This is a genomic window from uncultured Eudoraea sp. (genome assembly GCF_947490415.1).
Taxonomy (GTDB): domain Bacteria; phylum Bacteroidota; class Bacteroidia; order Flavobacteriales; family Flavobacteriaceae; genus Eudoraea.
On record NZ_CANLGX010000001.1, the window covers coordinates 973,684 to 998,614 of the forward strand.

Genomic DNA, 24,931 nt, shown 5'->3' on the forward strand with positions numbered 1-24,931 from the left:
AGGTAACTGAAATGAATATATTCTAAATAATAATCTCACCTTTTAAATATGGAACTGCCCTCCCTGCAATTTTTACCCGTTTGTTTTGAAATTCACAATAAATATCACCACCTCTTTTAGATAATTGTTTGGCTACAAGTGTGGATTTACCAAGAGCCTTAGACCAATAGGGTATTAGGCTGGTATGGGCTGAACCGGTAACAGGATCTTCATTGACTCCACATTGGGGAGCAAAAAAACGCGATACAAAATCTACACTGTCTCCAGGGGCAGATACAATTACCCCTCGGGCATCCAGTTGATTGAGTAGAAAGAAATTTGGATTCAATTGTTCAATGTCTTTCTGTGTATTATAAATAAGAAGATAGTCTGTCTTTCCTTTTAGCGTATGAACCGGATTCTTGCCAACTGCCTCGTTAAGCGCTTGAATGGGTTTTATGGATTGTATTTCATCTGTGGGGAAATCCAGTATTAATAAGCCATTTTCACCTTTTTCTACCAGAAGCTTTCCGCTTTTGGGTGAAAAAAATTCAACATAAGAGTCATTCAGATCATAATAGTTAAATAAGACGAAAGCAGTTGCCAGGGTTGCATGCCCACACAAATCTACTTCCAGCTCAGGGGTAAACCATCGGATGACATATTGAGAACCATCTCTAACAGCAAAAGCGGTTTCTGCGAGATTATTTTCCATGGCAATTTTCTGCATTATGCCATCTTCTATCCAGTTTTCCAGGATACAAACAGCAGCAGGGTTTCCGGAATATAACCGATCAGTAAAGGCATCTACTTGAAATAATTTTTGCAGCATTTTAACCGGTATTCGCTTCTAAATTACAATTAAAAGATGTCAAATCCATGATTTTGGATTTTCTAATACTTTTATTAATCTGTCCTCCTCACTACCTTGTTCCGGATGATGGTCATACTTCCATTGAACATGCGGGGGTAAGCTCATAAGAATACTTTCTATACGCCCATTAGTCTTTAATCCAAAAAGAGTACCCTTGTCGTGAACCAGATTAAATTCAACATAACGACCGCGGCGAATTTCTTGCCAATCCCTTTGTTTGTTGCTATAAGCGAGCGATTTTCTTTTTAGAACAATCGGTATATATGCTTCCAGAAAGCCATTGCCAACCGTGGTGACAAAGTTATACCAATCCGCTATACTCATATTGTCGGAAACTTTACAGTAATCAAAAAATAAACCACCTACTCCTCGGGCTTCCCCGCGATGACTATTCCAGAAATAGTCATCACATTTCTTTTTATAGGTTTTGTAAAAACCAGGATCATGCGCATCACAAGATGCTTTGCATACTGAATGAAAGTGCTTAACATCTTCCTCAAATAAATAATATGGTGTAAGATCGAGGCCTCCTCCAAACCATTGATCTACCAAGGCACCTTTTTTATCATACATTTCAAAATAACGCCAATTGGCGTGGACGGTTGGGACCATTGGATTTTCGGGATGGAGTACCAGACTTAGACCGCAAGCATAAAAATCCGCATCCTTTACACCAAAATAGGTTTGCATACTTTTTGGGAGTGCACCATGAACAGCAGATATGTTTACGCCACCCTTTTCAAAAACTGAACCATCTTCAATTACTCTGGTCCTGCCACCACCACCTTCCGGACGTTTCCAAATATCTTCACGAAATTTAGCGGAACCATCTATTTCTTCTAATTTGGAAGTAATTGTGTCCTGAAGTTCTTTAATGTAACTGTAGAATTTATTTTTCATATGATCTTTCATATAATTCCATATCAAGTGGTTCTTCCTTAGGAGGTGTATGGGCTTTTAACAATGTTTTTTTCCATTCATATCCGCATTTTTCTGCTACTCTAACACTTGCTTTATTTTGCTCGTGTACAATAATTTCCAGGGTTTTTAAGGCGAGATCATTAAATGCAAAAACACTGGTATCCTTTACAGCTTGCGTAATCCAACCTCTACCTTGAAAGTCTTTATCAATACAATATGCTATCTCACCCCGCCTGAGTTCCCAATTCAAATTTTTTAAGATGACCAGGCCAACCACCGTTTTATTTGTTTTGAGGGCAAAAGTAAATTCTGTTCTTAATTTTATCTGTTCACTTTTATTTAGTATGAAGTTTTCAGAGGTCTCAATAGTCTCATTTTGCACTAAGGTAATTGGGAAAAAGCGATGAAATTCTTCTTTGTTTAAAGCTAAAAAAGCATGTAGAGCGGGAGTATCCACCGTTGTTAATGGCTCTAAAGCAAATAAACTATTAATATGACTTTCTGTCATCAATCACTTGATTATACTGAGATAAAGAAAGGGCCTCAAGTAATATAAAACCCCTTTTACCTTAAGGCTTATACTCTTTTACCGCATCTATAAATGCTTTTGCATTTTCCACAGGGACGTTGGGCAGAATCCCATGGCCAAGATTAACGATATATTGATCCTTTCCAAATTCATTAATCATTTGGGTGACCATTTTTTTAATGACTTCCGGGGGAGACAATAAGCGAGCAGGGTCAAAATTCCCCTGGAGCGTTATTTTCCCTCCTGTCAAATATCTGGCATTTCTGGCAGAACAAGTCCAATCCACTCCAAGCGCAGCGGCCCCGGATTTTGCCATATCGCCTAAGGCAAACCAACAACCTTTACCAAAGATAATTACCTCTGTTTCCTCCTTAAGGGCATCTATAATTTGCTGGATATAATTCCACGAGAATTCTTTATAATCATTGGGTGAAAGCATGCCACCCCATGAATCGAACACCTGAACTGCATTTACACCTGCTTTTACTTTGGCTCTCAAATATGAGATAGTGGTATCAGTAATTTTCTGCAATAGGTTATGAGCAGCTATCGGTTGTGTAAAACAGAATTCCTTGGCCTTATCAAAGGTTTTACTGCCTTGCCCCTGTACGCAATAGCAGAGAATCGTCCATGGAGAACCTGCAAAACCAATTAAAGGGATCTCATCCTGTAATTTCTCTTTGGTTGCGGCAATGGCCTGCATTACATAATCTAGTTCTTCATTAACATCGGGTACTAAAACCCGGTCTACATCTTTTTGAGAGCGAATAGGATTAGGCAAATAGGGGCCAAAATCGGGTTTCATTTGTACTTCTATTTGCATAGCTTGTGGTATAACAAGAATATCACTAAAAAGTATGGCAGCGTCCATTCCAAAACGCCTTATAGGTTGTACCGTAATTTCGGAAGCTAATTCCGGGGTCTGACATCTGGTGAAGAAATCATATTTTTCCCTAATCTTCATAAATTCGGGCAGGTATCTGCCAGCCTGCCTCATCATCCATACAGGTGGGCGCTCAACAGTTTCACCTTGTAATGCTCTTAAAAATAAATCGTTTTTTATACTCATTTTATTTCTTAATGCTCAAATTATAATGCAATGTGACCTTTTTCAACAGATTTTCTACAACTGGGGTATCTGCCACAATTATGGAACCCGTAAATAGGGCAGCCTCCCGGGCCGTCGTATCGCCTATACAGAATACCGTACTATTACCCACCTCATTTGACATAGTAAAACTCTTTACTCCGCTGGGACTAAAAAACAATATGCCATCAAAGTGTTCTGAAAAATGCTGAGGTTTTAATTCTGTTTTGTATACTACAATTTCCTTGAAATGAACCTTATGTTTCGTCAAAATATTGGGTAAATCATCATTTCTTCTATTTCCACAAAAGAATAAAAATGATGCTTTTTTATGGTTTTTTACAATAAAACTACCTAATTCGGCTCCATTATGGGCCATTTTTACAACTTTATGGCCATTTTGTTCTAAAAGTAATTTAGTTTTTCCCCCTACACAAAAACACTCCTTTCCCAATTCCTTTTTTGTATGAAAATTAGAATTATGGTTTATAAATGCCCTAACCGCGTTCTGACTGGTAAAAATAAAATAATCAAAATCGGTGGTTAACTGAAATTCTTGGTAATGGATATTTATGGCTTCGTATTCCTGAAAATTAATACCAGCATCATTTAGAATCGTTTTTTGCCCGGGCGTGAGGAGTTTAGTGGAGAGGACATTTTTCATTGGTTCATTTGGATTTTTATTTCTCGCATCAATTCCTTCCCTCCATTAAATAAGACCTCTTGCGCGCAGGCTTTACCAAAATCTTTTGCATCTGCCAGTCTGATTTTTTTATCAATGCTTGCTGTTCGTTGCCCATCAAGAGATAGTAATATACCTTTAAAATGTAAAAAATCGTTTTCAATAGTAGCTAAAGCTCCTATTGGTGCTGTGCAGCCGCCTTCTAATTCCTTTAAAAACTCCCGTTCAACCTGTGTACAGATTTCTGTGGTTTCATGGTTTAAAGAGGTAAGTGCCTCAAGACAATACTGATCTTCCTTTTTGGCTGCAATCATCATAACACCTTGAGCGGGTGCTGGCACCATCCATTGTAGTACGGTATGGTTTTCCGGAAGTTTATTTAAACGTTCAAGGCCAGCAGCTGCAAAAATTGCTGCATCCCATGAATTATCTTCCAGTTTTTTTAATCGGGTGTTTACATTTCCTCTTAAATCAACTACCTCATGAAGAGGGTAACGCTGTAACCATTGTGCTTTTCTTCTTAAACTGCCCGTAGCAATAATTCCTTCGGTATTTAGAAAATCCAGACCTTTATGCACCAATATATCCTTATGGTTTGCGCGTTTCATAACAGCTGCCTGCACAATGCCTTTTGGTAAAATGGTGGGTACATCTTTCATTGAATGTACAGCAATATCAATTTTATCTGTAAGCATTGCCACATCCAAAGTTTTTGTAAAAATTCCTGTAATCCCCATGGTATAAAGTGGTTGATCTAATTCCAGATCCCCATCAGATTTTACTGGGATTAATTGCGTGGAATACCCCAGCTTGTCAAGTTTTTTCTTTACGTCATTTGCCTGCCATAGTGCAAGTTCACTATCGCGGGTGCCAATACGAATGACCTTATTCATTGGGAGTTTAATTCTAGTTGAAAGACCTTTTGTATAAGTTGCAAACTATCATCAGCATCATTCTCAGATTCCTTCAAATGGTTGGCGAACTGTTTAGTTATCTTCTGAATGATTCTTTCCGATATGATATCTGCGTGTTCTGAATTGAAATCAGTGAGTTTTTTAGACTGAAAATCCAGTTCTTCTTCTTTCATTGATTTTAGTTTCTTTTTAAGGGCTTTTATAACCGGAGCAAATTTTCTGGTTTCCAGCCACTGGCTAAAATCTAATTTCACTTCATCTATAATGGATTCTGCTTGAGGAATATATTGTTTTCTGCGTTCAAGGGTTTCATCTGTTATTTGCGATAGATGATCCAGGTGTAAAACAGAAACATCTTTTAATTCCAATACATTATCTGCCACATTTTTAGGAATTGATAAATCTAAGATCAAAAGTGGTTTGTTAGTATAGATAAGTTCTTTGGTGATCGTTGGGGAATTAGCTCCGGTAGCCACGATCAGGACATCTGCCTTACGGATTTCTGTTTGCAAATCTCCATAATCCTTTACAACAAGATTAAACTTTCCAGCAATTTTTTCGGCCTTATCCTTAGTTCGGTTAATAAGGGTTATATGAGAGTGATTTGTATGTTTGATAAGGTTTTCACAAGTATTTCTACCTATTTTGCCCGTACCAAAAAGTAAAATATTCTTTTCTGCAATATTGGCAACATTTTTTAGAATGTACTGAACAGAGGCAAATGCCACTGAGGTGGCCCCTGTTGAGATTTCCGTTTCATTTTTAATTCGCTTACTGGCCTGAATGACCGAATTAACAAGACGTTCCAAAAAGTGATTTGTAAGATCATGATTTTTGGAGCGGGAAAAGCTGCGTTTTAATTGACTGATTATTTCAAAATCGCCCAAGATCTGGCTGTCTAATCCACTGCCTACGAGAAACAAATGGTTAATGGCCTCATAATTTTTTAAAACATAAGCTACTTCCTGAAATTCTTCAACCGTACCCTGAGAATGATCACAAAGCAATTTAATTAACTGAAAGGGGTGCTGCGCAAAGCCGTGCAATTCTGTCCGATTACACGTAGAAGTAATAAGAAGACCATCAACGCCTATTGCCTTAGCTTCCGTTAAAAGCGCATCGGTTGCGTCCTGGTCCAAGCTAAATTTTCCTCTTAATACTGCGTCTGCATTTTTATAGCTTAGCCCAACGGTATAAAAAGAATTGTGTTTGGAGATATGATACCTCTTCATACATTATCAATATAGCTCACAAAAATAGTAGCATCTACTTAATAAAAATAACGCTGGAGGTACAATATATATCGCTTTAAGTTTTTTTATTGAAATTTCACCGAAAATATCGCAAAAACCAATATATTTATAGCTTTAACAGCTACTGGCAAACATTCTATTTAGAATGTTTCTAAATAGAATGTTTATGAATTCACCTAAAACGGGTTACAAAAATATCGCTCAAGGTTCATTTACCGAAGTCTTGATTGATGATGATTTTTATGTATTAAAAATTCAAAATGAGGGCCCTGAGGCTCAAAAAGTTACCCGGGATATTGATAGTAGTTTTATTCAATTCCACTTTTGTTTAAAGGGGAATGCAAAATTTATTTTTAATGATGGCCATTATGCTCTGGAGGTATCCGAGGAGAATTCTTTATTGCTATATAATACGCAGTTAGACCTCCCTTTAAATTTGGAACTTAATCCCAAGTCATGGATGGTATCTGTTATAATGACCATAAGAAGGTTTCATTCTCTATTTTCAAAAGAAGCAGACTATATTCCTTTTTTGAGTAATGATAATAAGGAAAAAAAATACTATTCCCAGGAAGGTGTAACTCCGGCAATTGCCGTTATACTAAGCCAAATAATTAATTATAATCTCCATCCTTCCATTAAGGCACTTTATGTTAAAGCCAAAGTTTATGAATTAATCTCGTTGTATTTCAACAAAAGTGAAGATGCAGATTTAGAACAGTGTCCCTTTTTGGTGGATGAGGATAATATAAAGCGAATAAAGCAAGCTAAAGAAATTATGATAAGCCGAATGGCAGAACCACCTACTCTGACACAGTTATCGGAAGAGATTGGCCTCTCACTTAAAAAACTAAAAGAGGGTTTTAAACAAGTATATGGAGAACCGGTATTTAGTTTTTTGTTTGACTATAAGATGGATTTCGCGCGTAAAATGCTTGAATCCGGGGAGTATAATGTGAACGAAGTAGGGCATAGGATAGGATATAGTACATCGAGTCATTTTATTGCCTCTTTTAAAAAGAAATTCGGGACTACTCCAAAAAAATATTTAATGTCATTGAGTAATTAGTAGTATCATTAAGAAGATTTCTCGATATTTAATAAATTATAAAATATACTTATGAAAACACTTGGAAAATTTATTGCCTCTTTGCTTTTTTGCATCTCACTAACAGCATCTTCTCAACCACAGCTGCAAGAAGAAAATATTGCTTCCATAAAAGAAGAAATGGCTCAAATCCTGGTTTTTACAAAAACTATGGGTTATAGGCACAAGTCTATTGAAAAAGGCGTGGAGACTCTGAAAAATTTAGGAAAAGAAAACAATTTTTCAGTCACGCAAACAGAAGATTCATTACAATTTAATGATACCAACTTAAAAAAATATGATTTAGTACTTTTTTTAAGTACAACTTTGGATGTATTGGGCCCTGATCAGGAACAGGCTTTTAAAAATTATATTAATAATGGCGGCAATTACATGGGAATTCATGCCGCCAGCGATACTGAATATGACTGGCCATGGTATGGTAAATTGGTTGGCGCATATTTTACAAGCCATCCAAATGATCCTAATGTCAGAGAGGCCAAAATGAACGTCGTTAACAGACAACATTTATCTACCAGTCATTTGAAGGACACCTGGGTACGCAATGATGAATGGTATAATTATAAAAATATAAATCCGGATATGAATGTGCTTATCTACCTGGATGAAACTTCATATGAAGGGGGCACAAACGGAGATAACCATCCTATTGCATGGTATTATGAATTTGATGGAGGTCGCGTTTTTTATACCGGTGGAGGCCATACAGAAGAATCTTTTGATGAACCAGATTTCCAGAAACACTTGGTAGGGGGAATAAATTATTGCCTGGGGAGATAAACAACATTATTTTGAAGAACCCATTTATCGGATTATTGAATAGGTAAGGATCGAAGAAAGTATAATAATTCTTCAGGTTTGGCACCTATAACAATGTGCGAAGAATACCTTAATATATATGCTCAATAAAAGAGCTGCACTTCAAGACTTCAGAACCACATTTTTTATAATGGCCTGGCCACCATTATCCCTGTATTCTTTTTAATCTTTTTTAAATATTCTACTAAAGGTAATTCAGAAATTTCCACCTTTCCTGAAGAAGAGGCATGCAGTAAGTGAATACGGCCATCTTTTTCTCTAATGGCAATGCCTGTGTGTGTGATATCCAGCCCGGTGATAGAGGTGGTTAGCGCAATAATATCGCCATTCTTTATTTGATTCTCATTGGCTTCAATCTGGTTCTGGGGTAAAATGCAAATAGATTTATGGTTAAGGTAATTTTCTGAAGCTTTAATTTTTTTGAAATTTTCTTCGTCCTGCAAAAAGGGATACAAATCCCTATGAGTACTCATAAAATTAATATCTTTCTTAATTTCGATACCCCCTATTTCTTCAGTTACATCTTCTAAAAGTTCTTTCTTTTCGTTATTTGCTATCCATTCGGAAAAATAATGTAATCGGGATGCATATCCATCTAATTCACCATCCTTATATCGTATATTTTCAAGAACACTCGCGAAGGAATCAAAATTCATTTTATCCTCCACCAACAACGTACTAAAGGCCAAAACGTTCTCAACATAGGTAGTACAGTCCATCCCGTGCAAATTAATAACCAAAGATTCAGATTTTCCTATTTCCAGTGTTTTTGCCACATATGGGGTTCCAAGAAATGTTTGACCAACGGAGATCATGGTATCGCCAAAATCTGATTGTTTTGAATTTTGAATTTCTTTAATCTTAATATCAAATGCCGTTTTGTCTTGATCTGAACAAATTAGCTGTTGCGCACAAATAGTAAGAGATAATAAAAAGAAAAAAAATGAAGAGATTAATTTCATGTTTATTTGCATATAGAGCAAAAATACAATTTAGAAGCCAAAACTTCCATAACCACGGTACTGGTTTGGCCTGTAGGCAATAGCTCTTTTACGGTCTTTTAGTAAAAAGGTTTCAGTCACAAAGTCGATTGCCTCCTCCTCAGTATCTGTATCTGCCATCCGCAATCCGTCATTAATATAATAAGGAACTGAATTGAAAGGCATATCATCTGCAAATACTACAATATGGATTTTAAAGTTCTTATGATAATCCTGGCTATTTTGTGACTTAAAATAATATGCAGTATAAGGGTTGCTCTTATAAGTCATAGACCTGTCGCCGATGTATATAATCTTATCTTTATTACTGTCAAATTTTCTGTCCTTATAAATGAGAGCTTCCGCCAAGTACTGTTCAGAGCTGTATTGATGCGGAAAAATATCAGATTTACCCTGATGCATTAACTTAGTATACAACAAAAGCCTGCTATTAATATCATAAGCCATAGAATTGATCACTGCCGTTGGGATGCTTTTTTCATCTGACGCAAGCTGTGTAACATAGGTGCTGCGAATTTTTGGATCTTTTACTAAAAGAAGCCGGTTAAAAAATTGACCCATTTCTCTTTCACCGGAAAAAGGATAGAGCAAAACAACATAATCTTCTAAAATATCATTATTTCTGAGCCTGATATAATTTGCCTGTCTTGTTTTTAATTCACTGTTGTTTTGTTCACCCAGGTGCCTTTTCAACAGAATTTTAGCATCATTTAATAGCTGGCTCCTGTATTTTTTATAATGTGAGGGTTTTACTAAATCTACCTTTTTTAGCTGTGCCAGAAGGGAAAAAATTGGAGCTTTATATTCAGTAATCGAACTGTATTTCAGCAATTCGGGATATAATCTCTTTGCCAATACCAAACTGTCTTCATATGGTTTAAAAATACTTCTTATCTCCGCCGTATTAGATACCAGAGGCAAATCTTGCGACATAAGATCGAGCAATAGATGCGCGGAGGCTTCAGTTTTTTTCCTTGCAATAGCCTGAAGAATTTTAATTTGCGCACTAGAATTATTATATGATCTGGCATATAAATCTATCAGGAACGGAATAACCTTATCATGCTGCAATTCTCCTAATTTCTTAATGAGGTAAGATTGTATATGCTTTTTATCCTCATCAAAGGAGTACTGTGAAATGTAGTAGGTTAACGAATCTAAATGGCGTTCATCAAATAAGAGGTATCTATAGCCTTTTAGAACTATACTGTCATTTTCCCTGAGTGCGGCAAAAAAATCTGCTGTTTTATCTTCAAGAAGATCTCGTCCTATAGGCTCACCTTCCGGTTTAAAATTGTCAAAAAAGGCACTTACAAACGGACTGGGTTCTGAAATGGTATCGACCACTGCTTTCAACTGGTAAAATAAACCACCCCTAATGATATTCTTAATTAGTATACCCCTTGTGCTTGCAGTATCGGTGATTACGAATTGCAATTCGTGGTAACCATCTCCTGATGTTTTAGTTTTTTCATTTTGAATTTTAAACTGTTTATCGGAGTATTGTTTTTTCCTTAATACCCAAATAGAATCTATATTAGAAAAGGTAAGATAGTCATGTGATTTTGTTATCTCTACCTCAATGGCCTCATTATTTTTGTTCTGATAAATTGTTTTTTTGGAATAGGGATTATAGGCTTTTTCTTTTTTCTTATTACCAAACTTGTGATTGCTGTGCTCAACAAATTTGGGTGGATTCACAGATGTAACAGTACTGAAATGCATGGCAGTGTCTACTACCTTTTTGAATACTTCAGGATAAGAAACTTCTCTTATTTTAAAAGAATTGAAAAATTCTTCAGCATTAATTTCACTTTTAGTACGAGTGCCTAGCAAATAATAATCACCCCGTTTGATTACGGTTTTCAGATATAAATCCTGACCGCTTACTGAATCCCAAACCGCTTTGGAAGTAAGAGATTTATTTTCAAAAGAATTGTATTTCGGCTTAAGCTGAAGGTCTTGGTATATTCGTTTTTGAATTTGTTTAAGTTCAAATGTATCTTCCTCAATAAAATTTAGGTCATTAAGGGTGGTCTTTTTAAGGAAATAATAGGAATTAGTTGCTGAGTCATATCCTTCAATGCTGCGACTGCCGCCTCTTGATGCATTTGTAAATTTATGAAGCCCTGGCATCGATATTTCAAAGTCCTTGTAAGTTGAAGTAATTAGCTTACTTCTGTCATCAGGAGCTTTAAACTTGAGGCTATTAAATATTATATCAGAATAATTTATGACGTAATCACCTTCTCCTCCCATTTTAAAAATAAGTATCTCCAAGGGGGTTATGTAAATTTGGTATCGCTGATGATCACCATTCTTTAGTTTGTTTCTAATATCCAGGCCTTTATACCTCTTGTTAATAATAGGGGTTTTACTTAATATGGTTCCTGGTATATTTTCAAATAACAATTGCTCAATATCCTCTATGGTGTAGTCTCCTCCGGCTTTTAAACTGGCATAGGTGGGAATCCTGTTAACCATAAAGTAACTTCCATTTGCTAAATCTGGTGAAACATAAACTGTAGTAATTCTTTCGGATATTGGATATAATTTATTGGGGAGTGAAATGGTAAAGAAATTATCATCTGGCCCAAAAGTTTTATAAGAATGTTCCCTTATTTTTTTTACGAATTTATCCTTAAGTTTTTGACCTTTTTCGGTAGCTTCTGAAACAAGGGGTTCTACAACATATCCTTTTTCTTGCAATAACGCAATTACACCGTGTGTGCCTGGCAAATGTGCTGCCCCAATTCCTGCAAAAACTTTAGCTTTTTGTATAGCAGAATCCAAACTTCTCGCCATGTTCTCATTACGGATATAGAGCATATTCTTTAGATAATGATCGGTATACATCGCTTTATCAATAGAATCTAATAAGCTTAAATTGCGCTCCCGATAAGCATCCTGCATTAAGAACATCAGGTCTTGTTGTTGCATCCGTTTTTGAAGCCATTCATCCGGTTTCATTTTCATAGAATTCAGGCTCGCTCTTCCTACCAATGCCGCCGATTCTTCCAGTTTCTCCAATGCAAGAATAGGTTTGTTAAACCGACTTCCTGCCTGATAAATGAACATGTCTAAATAGGTGTCCTCCTCAAAATTTTGTGAATACTCATTAGTTCTGTAAAGGATACTATTTACCAATTTTTCTTCAAATGCCAGGTAAGATGCCAGGTCTTTCTTTCTCGGATGTTGCAAAGCAAACGAATGTGTATAAAACCCTTTGGTGGTGAAGCCATAACCTTCTTTCTGGGTTCCTGAACCAAAACGCTCTTCGCTTTCCAGCCAGGTATCAGGATCAGATTCTAGAGCCACTATTTCACTTTTATCCAGGGCTTCGTAAAAAACATCGTCTAATCGGAAAGCAATTTTTTTACTAACGTGCATGGTGCCGTATAAATAGGAAGATGTTTCTAAACCGTTTCCAGATATTTCCCAGAGTAAACTTTTTTCCGATTGGGAATAGCCCATCAGTGATAGAACAAAGCAAATGATTACATTAGTTAAGCGCATTATTTTTGGTTTGTTTGGGGCCTCAGGTAATTTTATGAGGCAGGAATATTTTCTAATCTCCAGGTATTTTTGAATAAATTCCCGCTTAGATTGGTTAGGTCAATAGGGATTACTTATAAGGGCATCAGAAAAGTATTCACCATATTTTAACGGAGTTTCATTCCAAGTAGTATTTTTGTATTGTTAAAAAAAATTGCTTAAAAAAGAATTATGAAGGGTGTATTATTAGTGAATTTAGGATCTCCTGATGGCCCCACGGCTAAAGAAGTAAAACCATATCTGGACGAATTTTTAATGGATGAGCGTGTAATTGATGTGCCAAATTGGTTGCGTAATCTGCTTGTTCGTGGAATTATTCTTCAAACCCGCCCAAAGAAATCGGCAAAGGCATATGCTAAGATATGGTGGGAAGAAGGATCTCCTTTAGTAGTAATTTCAGAACGCTTTGCATCTAAGGTCCGGCAGCAAACAGATATTCCTGTTGCCCTGGGGATGCGCTATGGCTCAATGAGCATTAAGAACGCCTTAAAGGAATTAAAAGACAAAGGAGTAAGTGAAATACTACTGGTGCCTCTTTACCCTCACTATGCCATGTCTTCCTATGAGACTGTTGTAGTTAAAACTATGCAGGAACAGCAGGCGAATTATCCGGATATGAGAATTACTACCTTACCGGCGTTTTATAAAAATCCGGATTACATAAAAGTACTTTCGGAACAAATTTTGAAAGGACTAGAGAACTTTGAGTATGATCATATATTATTTTCTTATCACGGTATTCCGGAACGACATATCAGAAAGTCAGATCCAACCAAATTCCATTGCAAAATAGATGGAAGTTGTTGCCAAATAAACTCAGTAGCACACAATACATGTTATAGACATCAGTGTTATGATACCACAGAACTGGTAAAAGCGGAGTTAAACCTGGACGAAGACAAAGTGAGTACTTCGTTCCAATCACGTCTTGCCGGTGATCCATGGTTAAAACCTTATACAGATTTTGAGTTTGAGCGTTTGGCGAAAGCCGGGATTAAGAAGCTTGCTGTGATTACACCTGCTTTTGTAAGTGATTGCCTCGAGACTCTTGAGGAAATCGCGATGGAAGGTAAAGAACAATTCATGGAAGCAGGCGGTGAAGGTTATATACATATTCCTTGCTTAAATGAGAGTGATTCCTGGGTAGCTTTAATGGCGGAGTGGATAAACAATTGGCATAGCAGTAAAACTCTGCCGGTTTAATGCTTAGTATTCATTTATTATCATTGGCCTGGTAAAAGGTGAATTTATCTAATAGTATATGTATATTTTCATAATCATTGCATTATAATGGCTAAAGTCTCCTCAGATCAATTAGGGGCAGAACCCATTGGAAGACTTCTTATAAGGCAAGCAGTGCCTGCTTCGATTGGCATACTTGTGATGTCACTCAATATATTAGTAGATACTATATTCGTAGGGAACTGGATTGGTTCTATTGCCATAGCGGCCATTAATGTAGTTCTACCGGTTTCTTTTTTTATTGCAGCATTGGGAATGGCAATTGGAATCGGGGGAAGCAGTATTATTTCTCGTGCTCTTGGTGCAGATCATAATGAAAAGGCACTAAAAACCTTTGGAAATCAGATCACGCTTACATTGTTGGTCACCATTTCCATGGTGGTTCTAGGCCTTTACTATGTAGATGGTTTAATTCCTGCATTCGGAGGTAAGGGTGCTATATTTGATCCTGCAAAGATTTACTATACCATAGTTTTATACGGAGTTCCTTTTTTGGCTCTTTGTATGATGGGTAATACGGTTATTCGCGCTGAAGGGAAACCTAAGTTTGCCATGATTGCCATGATTATACCATCAATAGGAAATCTCGTATTAGACTACCTATTCATTTATGTCTTTGACTGGGGAATGGCAGGAGCAGCCTGGGCAACTACGGCAGGCTACCTTATGTGTTTTGCCTATATTTTTTATTTTTTCAGATCCAAAAATTCTGAACTAAAAATTAATTGGTCTCATTTTGGATTAGATAGAGATATTTTGCGAGAAATAGGGGGCCTGGGATTTGTAACCCTTTCGCGACAGGCAGTAACAAGTATCACCTATTTACTCATGAACAATATTTTGTTTGCCCTTGGGGGTGAGCCGATGGTAGCCGTGTACGCCATTATAGGACGAATGCTAATGTTTGCCCTCTTCCCTGTATTTGGAGTTACCCAAGGGTTCCTTCCTATTGCAGGCTATAACTATGGGGCACAAAAGTATAATAGGGTAAGAATATCAATTAAAACAGCTATTATATATGCCGCTTCTGTAGCTACCCTGGTATTTGTCCTTCTTATGATTTTTCCTGCAGAGATAACATCTTTATTTTTAAGCGATAAACCTAATATGCCCGTCCTTGAAATGGCAACAAATGCCTTTGTAATGGAACATACTCCTTCCGCAATGCGCTGGGTTTTTGCCGCAACACCCATTATTGCACTCCAGCTAATAGGAGCTGCTTACTTTCAGGCTATAGGGAAAGCGGTTCCCGCTTTGCTCCTTACTTTAACGCGGCAAGGATTCTTTTTTATTCCTTTAATCCTGACCTTACCAAATTTTTTAGGAGAACTGGGTGTTTGGATCTCTTTTCCCATAGCAGATGTATTGGCAACCTTAGTTACCGGGCTTTATTTAAGAAAAGAAGTCAAAAAGACACTAGTCTGAGATCTGTTATTCCCAGACCAATGTAGCTATATCCTTACCACCTAAAGTAATTATTAACTTTTCTCCTTCTTTATTGAGCTCAACAGTAATAGTCTCATTATTCTTATTTTGTAAAATTACTACTGTTTTATTTTCTGGAGTACTATAAGCTACGTTAAGTAGGTTCTCTTCCTGGTTAGAATCTATTCTAACCGAACCAGGGGGTACAAATTTGGAAGCATGAGCAATAATATAGTAGGCCGGATTTCTAATTATACTATCACCTTTTATTGTAATAGCTCCAAGACAACGAGTACAACCACCCCGATCTGTATGTGGTTTTTGATTTTCATCAGCTGCAAGATTCCATTGCAATACGTTTCGGCTCCAATTCCTGGGCGCACCAATAATAAGATTTTCCATATGCCAACTAAGATTCTCCTCAAAATCGCCGGGAGCACCTATCCATTGTTCAGTAAAATAGAGATGTTTCTCAGGGTGCGCATTATGCACTTTGGATAAGGCGTCTATAGTGCCCCCATATAAATGAAATGCTGAGCCGTCTACATATTGTGCAGTTTGCGGATCGTCCAGGATAGAAATAGGATAGTCTGGCCGGTCTGCATTATGGTCATAAAGGATAATTTTAGTTTCAATTCCATTTTCTTTAAAAGCAGGTCCCAAATGATTTTTTACGAATTCTCCCTGATCCTTGGCTATCATTAAGAGGCTTGGATTATTGCCCGGATGCAAAGGTTCATTTTGAACAGTAATAGCATCAATTGGGATACCCTCAGCTTCCATGGCTTTTATATATTTTACAAAATAATTGGCATAGGCGGGATAGTATTCTTTAAGCAGACTGCCACCGCGTGTATCTTTATTATCCTTCATCCATGCGGGGGGTGACCAGGGGGAGCCCATAATTTTTATTTGCGGTGATATTTTAAGTATTTCCTTTAAAGTAGGGATCAGATAAAGGGTATCGTAGGCCATTGAAAAATGTTTCAGATCAGGATCTGATTTGCCAGAAGGGAGGTCGTTGTAGGACCATGGAAATTCATCCAGATCCGAGGCGCCAATACTTACTCTTAAATAACTCACACCAATACTGTTATCACCTTTGCCAAAAAGTTCTTCTAATATCTTGCCTCTGGAGAGAGCAGTCATCTTTTGTAAATGCAATGCACTGCCCCCAGTAAGCGTATATCCGAAACCATCCATTATCTGATAGGTGGTAGAAGGGTCCACGGTAATTGTCGATTCAACAGAGGTGGTTTCAGAAACAGCGCTCATTTTAATTGCGACTTTGTTTAATAATTGGGTTTGGTCCAGTGAAGTGCGATATACTATTGCCGTAGATATGGCATCTTCTGAACCAGGCTGTCCCTTGCAGCTTAAGAGAACACCCAGAACAATAAAAATTCCAAATATTGAATACGTTTGACTGAGTAATTTGTTAAGACAATTAATTTGTTGGGCTAACTTTTTAAATAAACATAAAAACATAAAATTTACACTTTATAACAGAATTAAAAAACGTTTACATAATATAAAATCCTTTATTCTTTAAAGGTTCAGGTAATTCTTTTTCCCCTAGAAGTTCCTTAATATTGATCTCAATGTTACGTGAAATGCTAGTCATAGCGGTATCAGTCGGAAAATTTTCGAAGGGATCCTGAATGACAAAGGCAATTTTTTCAAGCATAAAAAAAGGGATGGAAATAAAAATTAATAACGGGATCTCTAAAAACCCATAGACATCTTCAAGTGCCAAAGAAAGCAATAACAAAAAGATATAGATAAAAAAGTGTAGCACATTTCTGTACGTTCTGGGAAACACTGTATTTTTTATACGCTCAGCCATGCCCATAGAGGCTGTAAGTTTCAAAATTGTGGTATCTAACTGAATTTGTTGGAAGTCATTGAGTGATTTTTCCTTATGAAGGTTTCTTACATTTTGTCCATGATGGTCCAGTAAAGTCAGAGGGACATGGTTTTTGTGCTTTATAGATATTATTTCATCCTTAGAAATGAAGTCTTCTAATTTACCAAGCACATCCTGCTTTCGCAAATGTTGCCCGAGTGCGTAACACCAGGCGATCTGTCGATAAGCCATAGTTTTCACAATACTGCTATCGGGTTCTTTAATGAATTGTTTTAGTTGAATCACTAAAGTTCTTGAATCATTGACAATGGCCCCCCAAATTTTTCGGGCTTCCCACCAACGGTCATAGGATTGTGACAACTTAAAAGACAATAACAAGGCAATAGCTGTTCCTAAAAATGTTCCAATACCTAATGGAATATCCAGGTTAACTACATAAAGTTTAAAAAAATAGATTATTATCGAAAACACACTGACAATAAGCAAATCCCATTTTATTTCTTTGAACCAATATTTTAATGGTATTCTCTTTTCTAATATCATCAGCTATTTCTTTATACTTACTTCTTTCTTAATTTATTAATTACAAGCCTGTGATCGTTAAATCAGCTTGTCTTAGGATGTTGAATTTTCTAATAATTCCAAATACCTAAAATTAGGGAATATTTCTGCACAAAGAGTCCAAATCACCTCTAATTAGGAACATTCAATACCTAATATGCCGAAATAATTAGTTTGATTGTTTACAATCATCTGTTCGGATATTACATTCTCAGTTCCCTACTTTTTTCCTACATTTAGCCATGAATTCAAATAAGTTTAATATGAAGATCATTACTTCGAAAGCCGGACTTATAATTTTGGCTGTTTTTTCTTTTATCTCCCTTACCAACGCTCAAAAAAAACGCACTAATTCTAATACCCAAACAGAATACCCGGAAGCATTATATTCAAGCCTTGAATATAGATTGGTGGGCCCTTTTCGCGGTGGGCGTTCTGCTGCGGTCACCGGAGTGCCCGGAGAGCCAAATCTATTTTATTTTGGCTCCACCGGAGGTGGTGTTTGGAAAACAATTGATGGCGGCAGGAGTTGGGAGAATATTTCAGATGGGTTTTTTGGAGGCAGTGTAGGCGCGGTGGAAGTTGCGAAAAGTGATCCTAATGTTATTTATGTTGGCGGCGGTGAAAAAACTTTACGGGGGAATGTATCTTCTGGTTATGGTGTCTGGAAAACTGAGGACGCAGGTAAGACATGGAAGTCAGTAGGCCTCAAAAACAGCAGACATGTACCGCGAATTCGAATACATCCGGATAACCCAGATATTTTGTATGCTGCGGTATTAGGAAATATATATAGACCAACTCAAGAACGTGGTATTTTTAAAAGTACAGACGGGGGCACTACATGGCGTAATACCCTTTTTGTAAATGAGCAGGCGGGTGCGGTTGACCTGGTTATGGATCCTAACAATCCTCGAATATTGTATGCATCGACCTGGAGAGCAAAAAGAACACCTTATAGCCTAAGCAGCGGTGGTGATGGTTCTGCTTTATGGAAAAGTACAGATAGTGGAGAAACCTGGAGTGAAATTTCAAAAAATGAAGGGTTCCCAAAGGATACTTTGGGAATTATAGGTGTAACCGTCTCACCTAAAAACTCTGAACGCGTTTGGGCCATTGTTGAACAAAAGGAAAAGGGAGGTCTTTATAGAAGTGAAGACGGAGGTAAAAAATGGACACAGGTTAATAGCGAAAGAAAGCTAAGACAAAGGGCATGGTATTATACCCGTTTATATGCCGATACCGAGGATGAAGATGTAGTGTATGTTCTAAATGTACGTTACCATAAGTCAACAGATGGCGGTAAGTCTTTTAATACTTTTAATGCTCCGCACGGGGATCACCACGATTTGTGGATAGCACCTGAAAATTCACAACGGATGATTATTGGAGATGATGGGGGAGCTCAGATTTCGTATGATGGAGGTGAAACATGGAGTACGTATTACAATCAACCTACTGCACAGTTTTACAGGGTTACCACAGATAATAATTTTCCCTTTCGAATCTATGCAGCCCAACAGGACAATTCAACGGTCCGGATTAAACATCGCAGTGATGGTGGAAGTATCAGTGAAGATGATTGGGAAAGAACAGCGGGGGGTGAATCAGCGCACATTGCTGTAGATCCATTAAATAATGATATTGTCTATGGTGGAAGTTATGGAGGCTTTTTAACCAGGGTAAATCATAATACAGGTACTATTCGCGGAGTGAATGTGTGGCCCGATAATCCAATGGGTTACGGAGCTGAAGGAATGAAATACCGTTTTCAATGGAATTTCCCTATTATTTTTAGCAAACTTAATCCGAAGAAATTATACACCTTTTCCAATCACGTACACATGAGTGAGAACGAGGGACAAAGCTGGAAACTATTGAGTGGGGATTTAACCAGAAATGATCCGGATAAACTTCTGTCGAGCGGGGGACCAATTACACAGGACAATACCGGTGTTGAGTATTATTGCACCATTTTTGCGGCAAATGAAAGTCCATTGAAAGAAGGTCTGCTTTGGGTTGGGAGTGATGACGGCCTAATTCATGTGTCGCGCAACAGTGGTGAAAGCTGGGAAAATGTCACACCTTCGGGGATGCCCGAATGGAGTATGATAAACAGTATTGAGCCTTCTGCTTTTGATGAGGGCACGTGTTATGTTGCGGCTACTCGCTATAAGTTGGGCGACTTTGAACCGTACTTGTACAAAACCAATGATTTTGGAAAAACCTGGATAAAAATAACGAACGGTATAAATAAAGAACACTTTACACGAGTTCTTCGGGAAGACCCAAAAAGAAAGGGTCTTCTGTATGCGGGAACCGAAACCGGGATGTATATTAGCTTTAATGATGGGCAAAACTGGAAGGCTTTTCAGCTTAATTTACCCATAGTCCCTGTAACGGATCTTACTATCAAGGATGACAATCTTATAGTAGCAACCCAGGGGCGCAGTTTGTGGATTATAGATGACCTTACGGTGCTGCATCAACTTGATGCGTCGAAAAAAAATGCCGCTATCATACTTTATAAACCTAAAGATGCATACAGGACCAAAGGGCGGGCTGCAAGTGAACCTTCAAAAACAGAAGGACAAAACCATCCGGGGGGCGTAGTGACTCAGTTTTACTTAAATGACTGGGATAAGAAAGATAGCATTGCACTGACTTACATGTCTATGTCGGGCGATACTTTGGCTAATTTTAGCACGTATAGTTCTAAAAAAGATAAAAAGTTAGAAGTTAAAAATGAAGGCAATACCCATGTCTGGGATACTCGTGGCAAAGGAGCAGAAAAACTGGAGGGGATGATTTTATGGTCGGCAAACCTGGAGGGGGCAAAGGCAGTCCCCGGATCCTATAAAGTATATTTAAACAGAAATGGCACAAGTATATCAGAAACCTTTACTATTTTGCCAGATCCAAGAGCCGAAGTTACTGTAGCTGATATGCAAATGCAATACGATTTTGTCAGTGATATAAATGCAACAGTTGATAAAGCACATCAATCCATCAAGAAAATTCGCAAAATCACAGCCCAGTTGGATGCTTTTATGGAACAGTATAAAGGAAATTCCGCAACCGCCGATTTAGTGGAAAAAGCGAAGGAAATGAAGAAGGGTTTTGAGGAGATTGAAAAGGCCTTATACCAAACAAAAAACAGAAGCGGTCAGGATCCTTTGAATTTTCCAATTCGACTTACCAATAAACTGGCCCATTTGAATAGTTTGGTCTCCTTAGACGATTTTCCGCCAACCGAGCAGGATATTGCTGTAAAAAATGAATTAACCACAAAGATTAATACACAACTTAGAGCTTTTGATGCAATGGTTGATAAGGAAATCAAAGAATTTAATAAAGCATTTAATGATTTAAACCTCAATTACCTCTTTATAGAAGAATAGTTTTTACACAATAGAACCCATACCATTATTATGAAACAAATTTACATATTGCTAGTTTTTGTATTTGCAGTTAGTCTGAGCTTTGCTCAGGATGCGGAAACTTATTTTAAACCACTTAAGTATCGAAATATAGGGCCATTTCGTGGAGGAAGATCTGTAACAGCGGTCGGAGTTATTGGAGATCCTTTAACTTATTATATGGGTACTACAGGAGGGGGCCTTTGGAAAACTTCTGATGCTGGTCAACGTTGGGAAAATATATCTGATGGGTATTTTGAAACCGGTTCTGTAGGAGCAGTTGCCGTCTCGGCCTCTGACCCAAATGTTGTTTATTGCGGTATGGGTGAGCATGCACCCAGAGGAGTAATGACTTCTTATGGAGATGGCGTATATAAATCTACTGATGCAGGAAAGACTTGGAAGAAGATTGGGTTGAGTAAAACCCAGCATATCTCGCGGATTGTAATTCACCCGAACAATCCAAATATTGTATATGTGGCCGCTCAGGGAGCACTTTATGCCCCTAATGAAGAACGCGGAATTTATAAATCTATTAATGGTGGAGAAAGTTGGGAGAAAGTGTTATTTGTAAATACACTTACCGGATGTTCGGAACTCTCAATGGATCCCAATACACCAGAGGTGCTTTACGCTGCAATGTGGCATCATCAAAGGAAGCCAAATATAGTTATTAGTGGAGGCCCGGGAAGTGGTTTATATAAATCTGTGGATGGAGGAGAAAATTGGATTGAAATACATGAAGGTCTGCCAGATGAAAAGGGTAAGATGGCTATAGCCGTAAGCCCCGCCAATTCTAATAAAGTATATGCATTAATTGAAAGTGATTCTGAGCAGGATAAGGGAGGATTGTTTGTGTCTGAGAATGCAGGAATTTCCTGGAGCATGGTAAGTGGTGATAACAGATTGGTGCAACGAGCCTGGTACTATATTGAAGTATTTCCAGATCCTAATGATGAAAATACGGTATATGTTATGAGTGCTTCTGCATTTCGATCTATTGACGGCGGAAAATCATGGGAATTAATAACGGGAACGCATGGTGATTACCATGATCTTTGGATCAATCCCAATAATTCAAAAAACATGGTTATAGCGGACGATGGCGGTGCCGCCATCACTTATAATAAAGGCAAAACATGGTCTACCCAGGATATAATGCCTACTGCTCAAATTTACCGTATAAATGCAGATAGGCTTTATCCGTACAACATCTATGGTGGGCAACAAGACAATACCTCCGTAAAAATTGCCAGCCTCTCATTAGGCCGAGAGGCAATTACTGAACGCGATTGGACTTATGCTGCAGGTGGTGAAAGTGCTTTTCTGGCATTTGACCCTGATAATCCCAGGTATGTTATGGGGGGAAATTATTTAGGGACTATCGAAATACTGGATATGGATACCAAGTCAGAAACAAAAATCATGGCAGCTCCCATCCAGTATTTAGGAAGAGCTGCCAGGGATATGAAATACCTATATAACTGGAGTGCCCCAATAATAAAATCTCAACATGAACCCGACACTTTTTATCATTGTGCCCAATTGGTTTTGCGAACAAGGGATAAAGGCCTCAACTGGGAAGAAATTTCTCCGGACCTAACACGAAATATGGACGACAAACAAGGCAAAGGAGGAGGTCCTTATACCGTTGAAGCGGTAGGCGCTGAAAATTATGGCACAATAGCTCATATTATTGAATCTCCCCATGAAAAGGGAGTGCTATGGACAGGAAGTGATGATGGCCTTGTTCATTTAACTAAGGATGGTGGGGATACCTGGGTAAACGTTACGCCTAAAGGGTTAAAAGAATGTTTGGTTAACGCTATTGACATTTCTCCACATGACCCGGCTACTGCTTACATTGCAACTACCCGATATAAGTTTAATGATTACACACCTGCATTATACAAAACCACGGATTATGGTAAAAGCTGGACAAATATTAGTTCCGGAATACCTTACGGGTCATTTACCAGGGTGGTTCGAGAAGATGCTTCACGTAAAAACCTTCTCTATGCAGGCACCGAAAAGGGAGTCTATATTTCCTGGAATGGAGGAATCTCATGGGAGCCGTTTCAGCTTAATTTACCCATAGCGCCAATTACGGATCTCATGGTGCATCAAGGCGATTTGATTGTAGCTACTTCAGGAAGATCTTTTTGGATATTCGACGACCTCGGTGCACTTGCTCAATACAAAACAAAAAATGGAGATTTAAAAATAATGGAGCCTGAGGATGCATATAATGGTTCCTGGGACAGCCCTTTAAATAAAAATTCGGCTAGTTTTAAAGGGACAGACCCTTTTTCCGGAGTCAACCCTGCTAATGGGGTAGTACTTTATTATGAATTACCCAAAAGCACTGATTCTACCGAAATTTCTCTGGAAATACACAATGACAAGGGAAACCTTATCCGAAAGTTTAGCTCCAAAAGGGATCTAAATTATAAAAAGCATAACGGCGGAGGGCCACCTCCTGCCCCGGTTCTTTCTAAGGAAGAGGGATTAAACAGATTTGTATGGGACATGCTTTATCCAATAATTCCAGGTATCCCCGATGTATATATTGAAGCTAACTTCCTGGGACATAAGGCACCACCGGGAACCTATACATTTAAATTACATCAGGGAGATAAAACAATAAGTACCACAGCTAAAATTCTTGAAACACCAGGTTTCGAAATTCAACAGGGCCAATATGCTGCTTACGATGCATTTATGACGGAATTGGAGCAAAATATTACCCAAATGCACCTGATGGTAAATACACTTTTTAGTGCTAAGATTCAACTTAAGGATATTATAAATGACCTTGAAGATGATACACTTAAGAAGGCTGGGATGGCTCTTTATAACAAATTGAATTCATGGGATGAGGAGATGATTCAACGCAAGTCCCAGGCATATGACGATGTGGAAAATTTTCCAAATAAATTTACCGCTGAGTATTTATTTTTGATAGACAAAACCAACAGTACAATTCCAAGGGTTAATACTTCATCGAGGACTCGAAAAAATGAATTAGATAAAGAATGGGAGCTGTTAAAAATGCGTGGAAATGAATTTTTAGATAAAGAACTACCGGATTTTAATAAAAAATTGTGGGAGGCTGGTATCGGGGCAATTAGATATAAGAAATAATGGAGGAATACTATAATTATATAAAATCACTGCATCTAATATTTGTAGTAACATGGTTCGCCGGTTTATTTTATATACCCAGATTGTTCATTTATCATATTGAAGCAACTGATAAGCCTTCTCCGGATAAAGAAATACTTTCTGATCAACTAAAACTAATGACAAAACGTTTGTGGTACATTATTACATGGCCTTCGGCTGTTTTGTGTACAATATTTGCTTTTTGGTTGTTATTCTTAATACCAGGGTGGTTAGAGCAACCATGGATGCATATTAAATTGTTGTTTGTGGTATTACTTATTGTTTATCATATGAAAACACATATGATATATCTTCAATTACAGCGCGATGAAATAAAATACACTTCCAATTTTATGAGAATCTGGAACGAAGGCGCCACTGTGATTCTGTTTGCAGTTACCTTTTTAGTTATATTAAAGGGTACTTTCAACTGGATTTTTGGGGTATTGGGGCTGATTGTCCTTGGTATTCTTCTTATGCTTGGCATACGGTTGTACAAAAGGATTAGAGATAAGAATCCCAATGCGTAA

At 37.7% G+C, this 24,931-nt stretch carries 18 protein-coding genes; 7 read left to right on the forward strand and 11 right to left on the reverse strand.

Annotated elements, in window-relative coordinates:
* Nucleotides 1–22: 22 nt before the first annotated feature.
* The 7 genes from Q0874_RS04330 to hemA all read right to left on the reverse strand — a co-directional run bounded on the left by Q0874_RS04330 (nucleotide 23) and on the right by hemA (nucleotide 6,218).
* A complete protein-coding gene (locus Q0874_RS04330) occupies nucleotides 23–811 on the reverse strand; it encodes a PhzF family phenazine biosynthesis protein (protein WP_299159823.1) in 789 nt (262 codons plus the stop codon).
* A 39-nt stretch (nucleotides 812–850) separates the two neighbouring features.
* On the reverse strand, nucleotides 851–1,753 hold the full coding sequence (gene hemF, locus Q0874_RS04335; protein WP_299159826.1) for an oxygen-dependent coproporphyrinogen oxidase: 903 nt from the start codon (nucleotides 1,751–1,753) through the stop codon (nucleotides 851–853).
* The gene (locus Q0874_RS04340) at nucleotides 1,743–2,282 is read right to left on the reverse strand and encodes a GNAT family N-acetyltransferase (RefSeq protein WP_299159829.1); all 540 of its coding nucleotides are present in this window, start codon (nucleotides 2,280–2,282) and stop codon (nucleotides 1,743–1,745) included. Before Q0874_RS04340 ends, hemF begins: the two co-directional genes overlap by 11 nt.
* Nucleotides 2,283–2,343: 61 nt before the next feature.
* On the reverse strand, nucleotides 2,344–3,372 hold the full coding sequence (gene hemE, locus Q0874_RS04345) for a uroporphyrinogen decarboxylase (protein WP_299159831.1): 1,029 nt from the start codon (nucleotides 3,370–3,372) through the stop codon (nucleotides 2,344–2,346).
* A gap of 1 nt (nucleotide 3,373) precedes the next feature.
* On the reverse strand, nucleotides 3,374–4,054 hold the full coding sequence (locus Q0874_RS04350; RefSeq protein WP_299159834.1) for a uroporphyrinogen-III synthase: 681 nt from the start codon (nucleotides 4,052–4,054) through the stop codon (nucleotides 3,374–3,376).
* The gene (hemC, locus tag Q0874_RS04355; protein ID WP_299159836.1) at nucleotides 4,051–4,965 is read right to left on the reverse strand and encodes a hydroxymethylbilane synthase; all 915 of its coding nucleotides are present in this window, start codon (nucleotides 4,963–4,965) and stop codon (nucleotides 4,051–4,053) included. Before hemC ends, Q0874_RS04350 begins: the two co-directional genes overlap by 4 nt.
* Complete coding sequence (gene hemA / locus Q0874_RS04360; RefSeq protein WP_299159838.1) at nucleotides 4,962–6,218, reverse strand: glutamyl-tRNA reductase; 1,257 nt, start codon at nucleotides 6,216–6,218, stop codon at nucleotides 4,962–4,964. The genes hemC and hemA overlap by 4 nt, the downstream gene beginning before the upstream one ends.
* Nucleotides 6,219–6,405: 187 nt before the next feature.
* Here hemA and Q0874_RS04365 point away from each other — a divergent pair, with 187 nt between their 5' ends.
* Nucleotides 6,406–7,308, forward strand: coding sequence for an AraC family transcriptional regulator (locus Q0874_RS04365; protein ID WP_299159840.1), 903 nt, complete (start codon nucleotides 6,406–6,408; stop codon nucleotides 7,306–7,308).
* 159 nt (nucleotides 7,309–7,467) lie between these two features.
* Nucleotides 7,468–8,127: a ThuA domain-containing protein gene (locus tag Q0874_RS04370; protein ID WP_299160103.1), complete on the forward strand. Its 660-nt coding sequence runs from the start codon at nucleotides 7,468–7,470 to the stop codon at nucleotides 8,125–8,127.
* A gap of 164 nt (nucleotides 8,128–8,291) precedes the next feature.
* On the opposite strand, the gene Q0874_RS04375 is transcribed toward Q0874_RS04370, so the two are convergent.
* Entirely contained in the window at nucleotides 8,292–9,128 is an 837-nt protein-coding gene (locus Q0874_RS04375) for an N-acetylmuramoyl-L-alanine amidase-like domain-containing protein (protein ID WP_299159842.1), read from the reverse strand.
* 30 nt (nucleotides 9,129–9,158) lie between these two features.
* Nucleotides 9,159–12,683: a TraB/GumN family protein gene (locus tag Q0874_RS04380; RefSeq protein ID WP_299159844.1), complete on the reverse strand. Its 3,525-nt coding sequence runs from the start codon at nucleotides 12,681–12,683 to the stop codon at nucleotides 9,159–9,161.
* A 210-nt stretch (nucleotides 12,684–12,893) separates the two neighbouring features.
* Between Q0874_RS04380 and hemH the strand changes: the two genes are divergently transcribed.
* Both hemH and Q0874_RS04390 read left to right on the forward strand, forming a co-directional pair.
* A complete protein-coding gene (hemH, locus tag Q0874_RS04385) occupies nucleotides 12,894–13,925 on the forward strand; it encodes a ferrochelatase (protein ID WP_299159846.1) in 1,032 nt (343 codons plus the stop codon).
* An 87-nt stretch (nucleotides 13,926–14,012) separates the two neighbouring features.
* Nucleotides 14,013–15,389, forward strand: coding sequence for an MATE family efflux transporter (locus tag Q0874_RS04390; protein WP_299159848.1), 1,377 nt, complete (start codon nucleotides 14,013–14,015; stop codon nucleotides 15,387–15,389).
* 6 nt (nucleotides 15,390–15,395) lie between these two features.
* Here Q0874_RS04390 and Q0874_RS04395 read toward each other — a convergent pair whose 3' ends face one another.
* Nucleotides 15,396–16,877 carry a glycoside hydrolase family 30 beta sandwich domain-containing protein gene (locus Q0874_RS04395; RefSeq protein ID WP_299159851.1) on the reverse strand — a complete coding sequence of 494 codons (1,482 nt, stop codon included), beginning with the start codon at nucleotides 16,875–16,877 and terminating at the stop codon, nucleotides 15,396–15,398.
* A 34-nt stretch (nucleotides 16,878–16,911) separates the two neighbouring features.
* The gene (locus tag Q0874_RS04400; RefSeq protein WP_299159853.1) at nucleotides 16,912–17,799 is read right to left on the reverse strand and encodes a bestrophin family protein; all 888 of its coding nucleotides are present in this window, start codon (nucleotides 17,797–17,799) and stop codon (nucleotides 16,912–16,914) included.
* A 281-nt stretch (nucleotides 17,800–18,080) separates the two neighbouring features.
* Between Q0874_RS04400 and Q0874_RS04405 the strand changes: the two genes are divergently transcribed.
* Genes Q0874_RS04405 through Q0874_RS04415 form a run of 3 tightly spaced genes read left to right on the forward strand, consistent with a single transcriptional unit; the run spans nucleotide 18,081 to nucleotide 24,931 of the window.
* Complete coding sequence (locus tag Q0874_RS04405) at nucleotides 18,081–21,218, forward strand: glycosyl hydrolase (protein ID WP_299159855.1); 3,138 nt, start codon at nucleotides 18,081–18,083, stop codon at nucleotides 21,216–21,218.
* Nucleotides 21,219–21,248: 30 nt separating this feature from the next.
* A complete protein-coding gene (locus Q0874_RS04410; RefSeq protein ID WP_299159857.1) occupies nucleotides 21,249–24,380 on the forward strand; it encodes a glycosyl hydrolase in 3,132 nt (1,043 codons plus the stop codon).
* Nucleotides 24,380–24,931, forward strand: coding sequence for a CopD family protein (locus Q0874_RS04415; protein WP_299159859.1), 552 nt, complete (start codon nucleotides 24,380–24,382; stop codon nucleotides 24,929–24,931). Before Q0874_RS04410 ends, Q0874_RS04415 begins: the two co-directional genes overlap by 1 nt.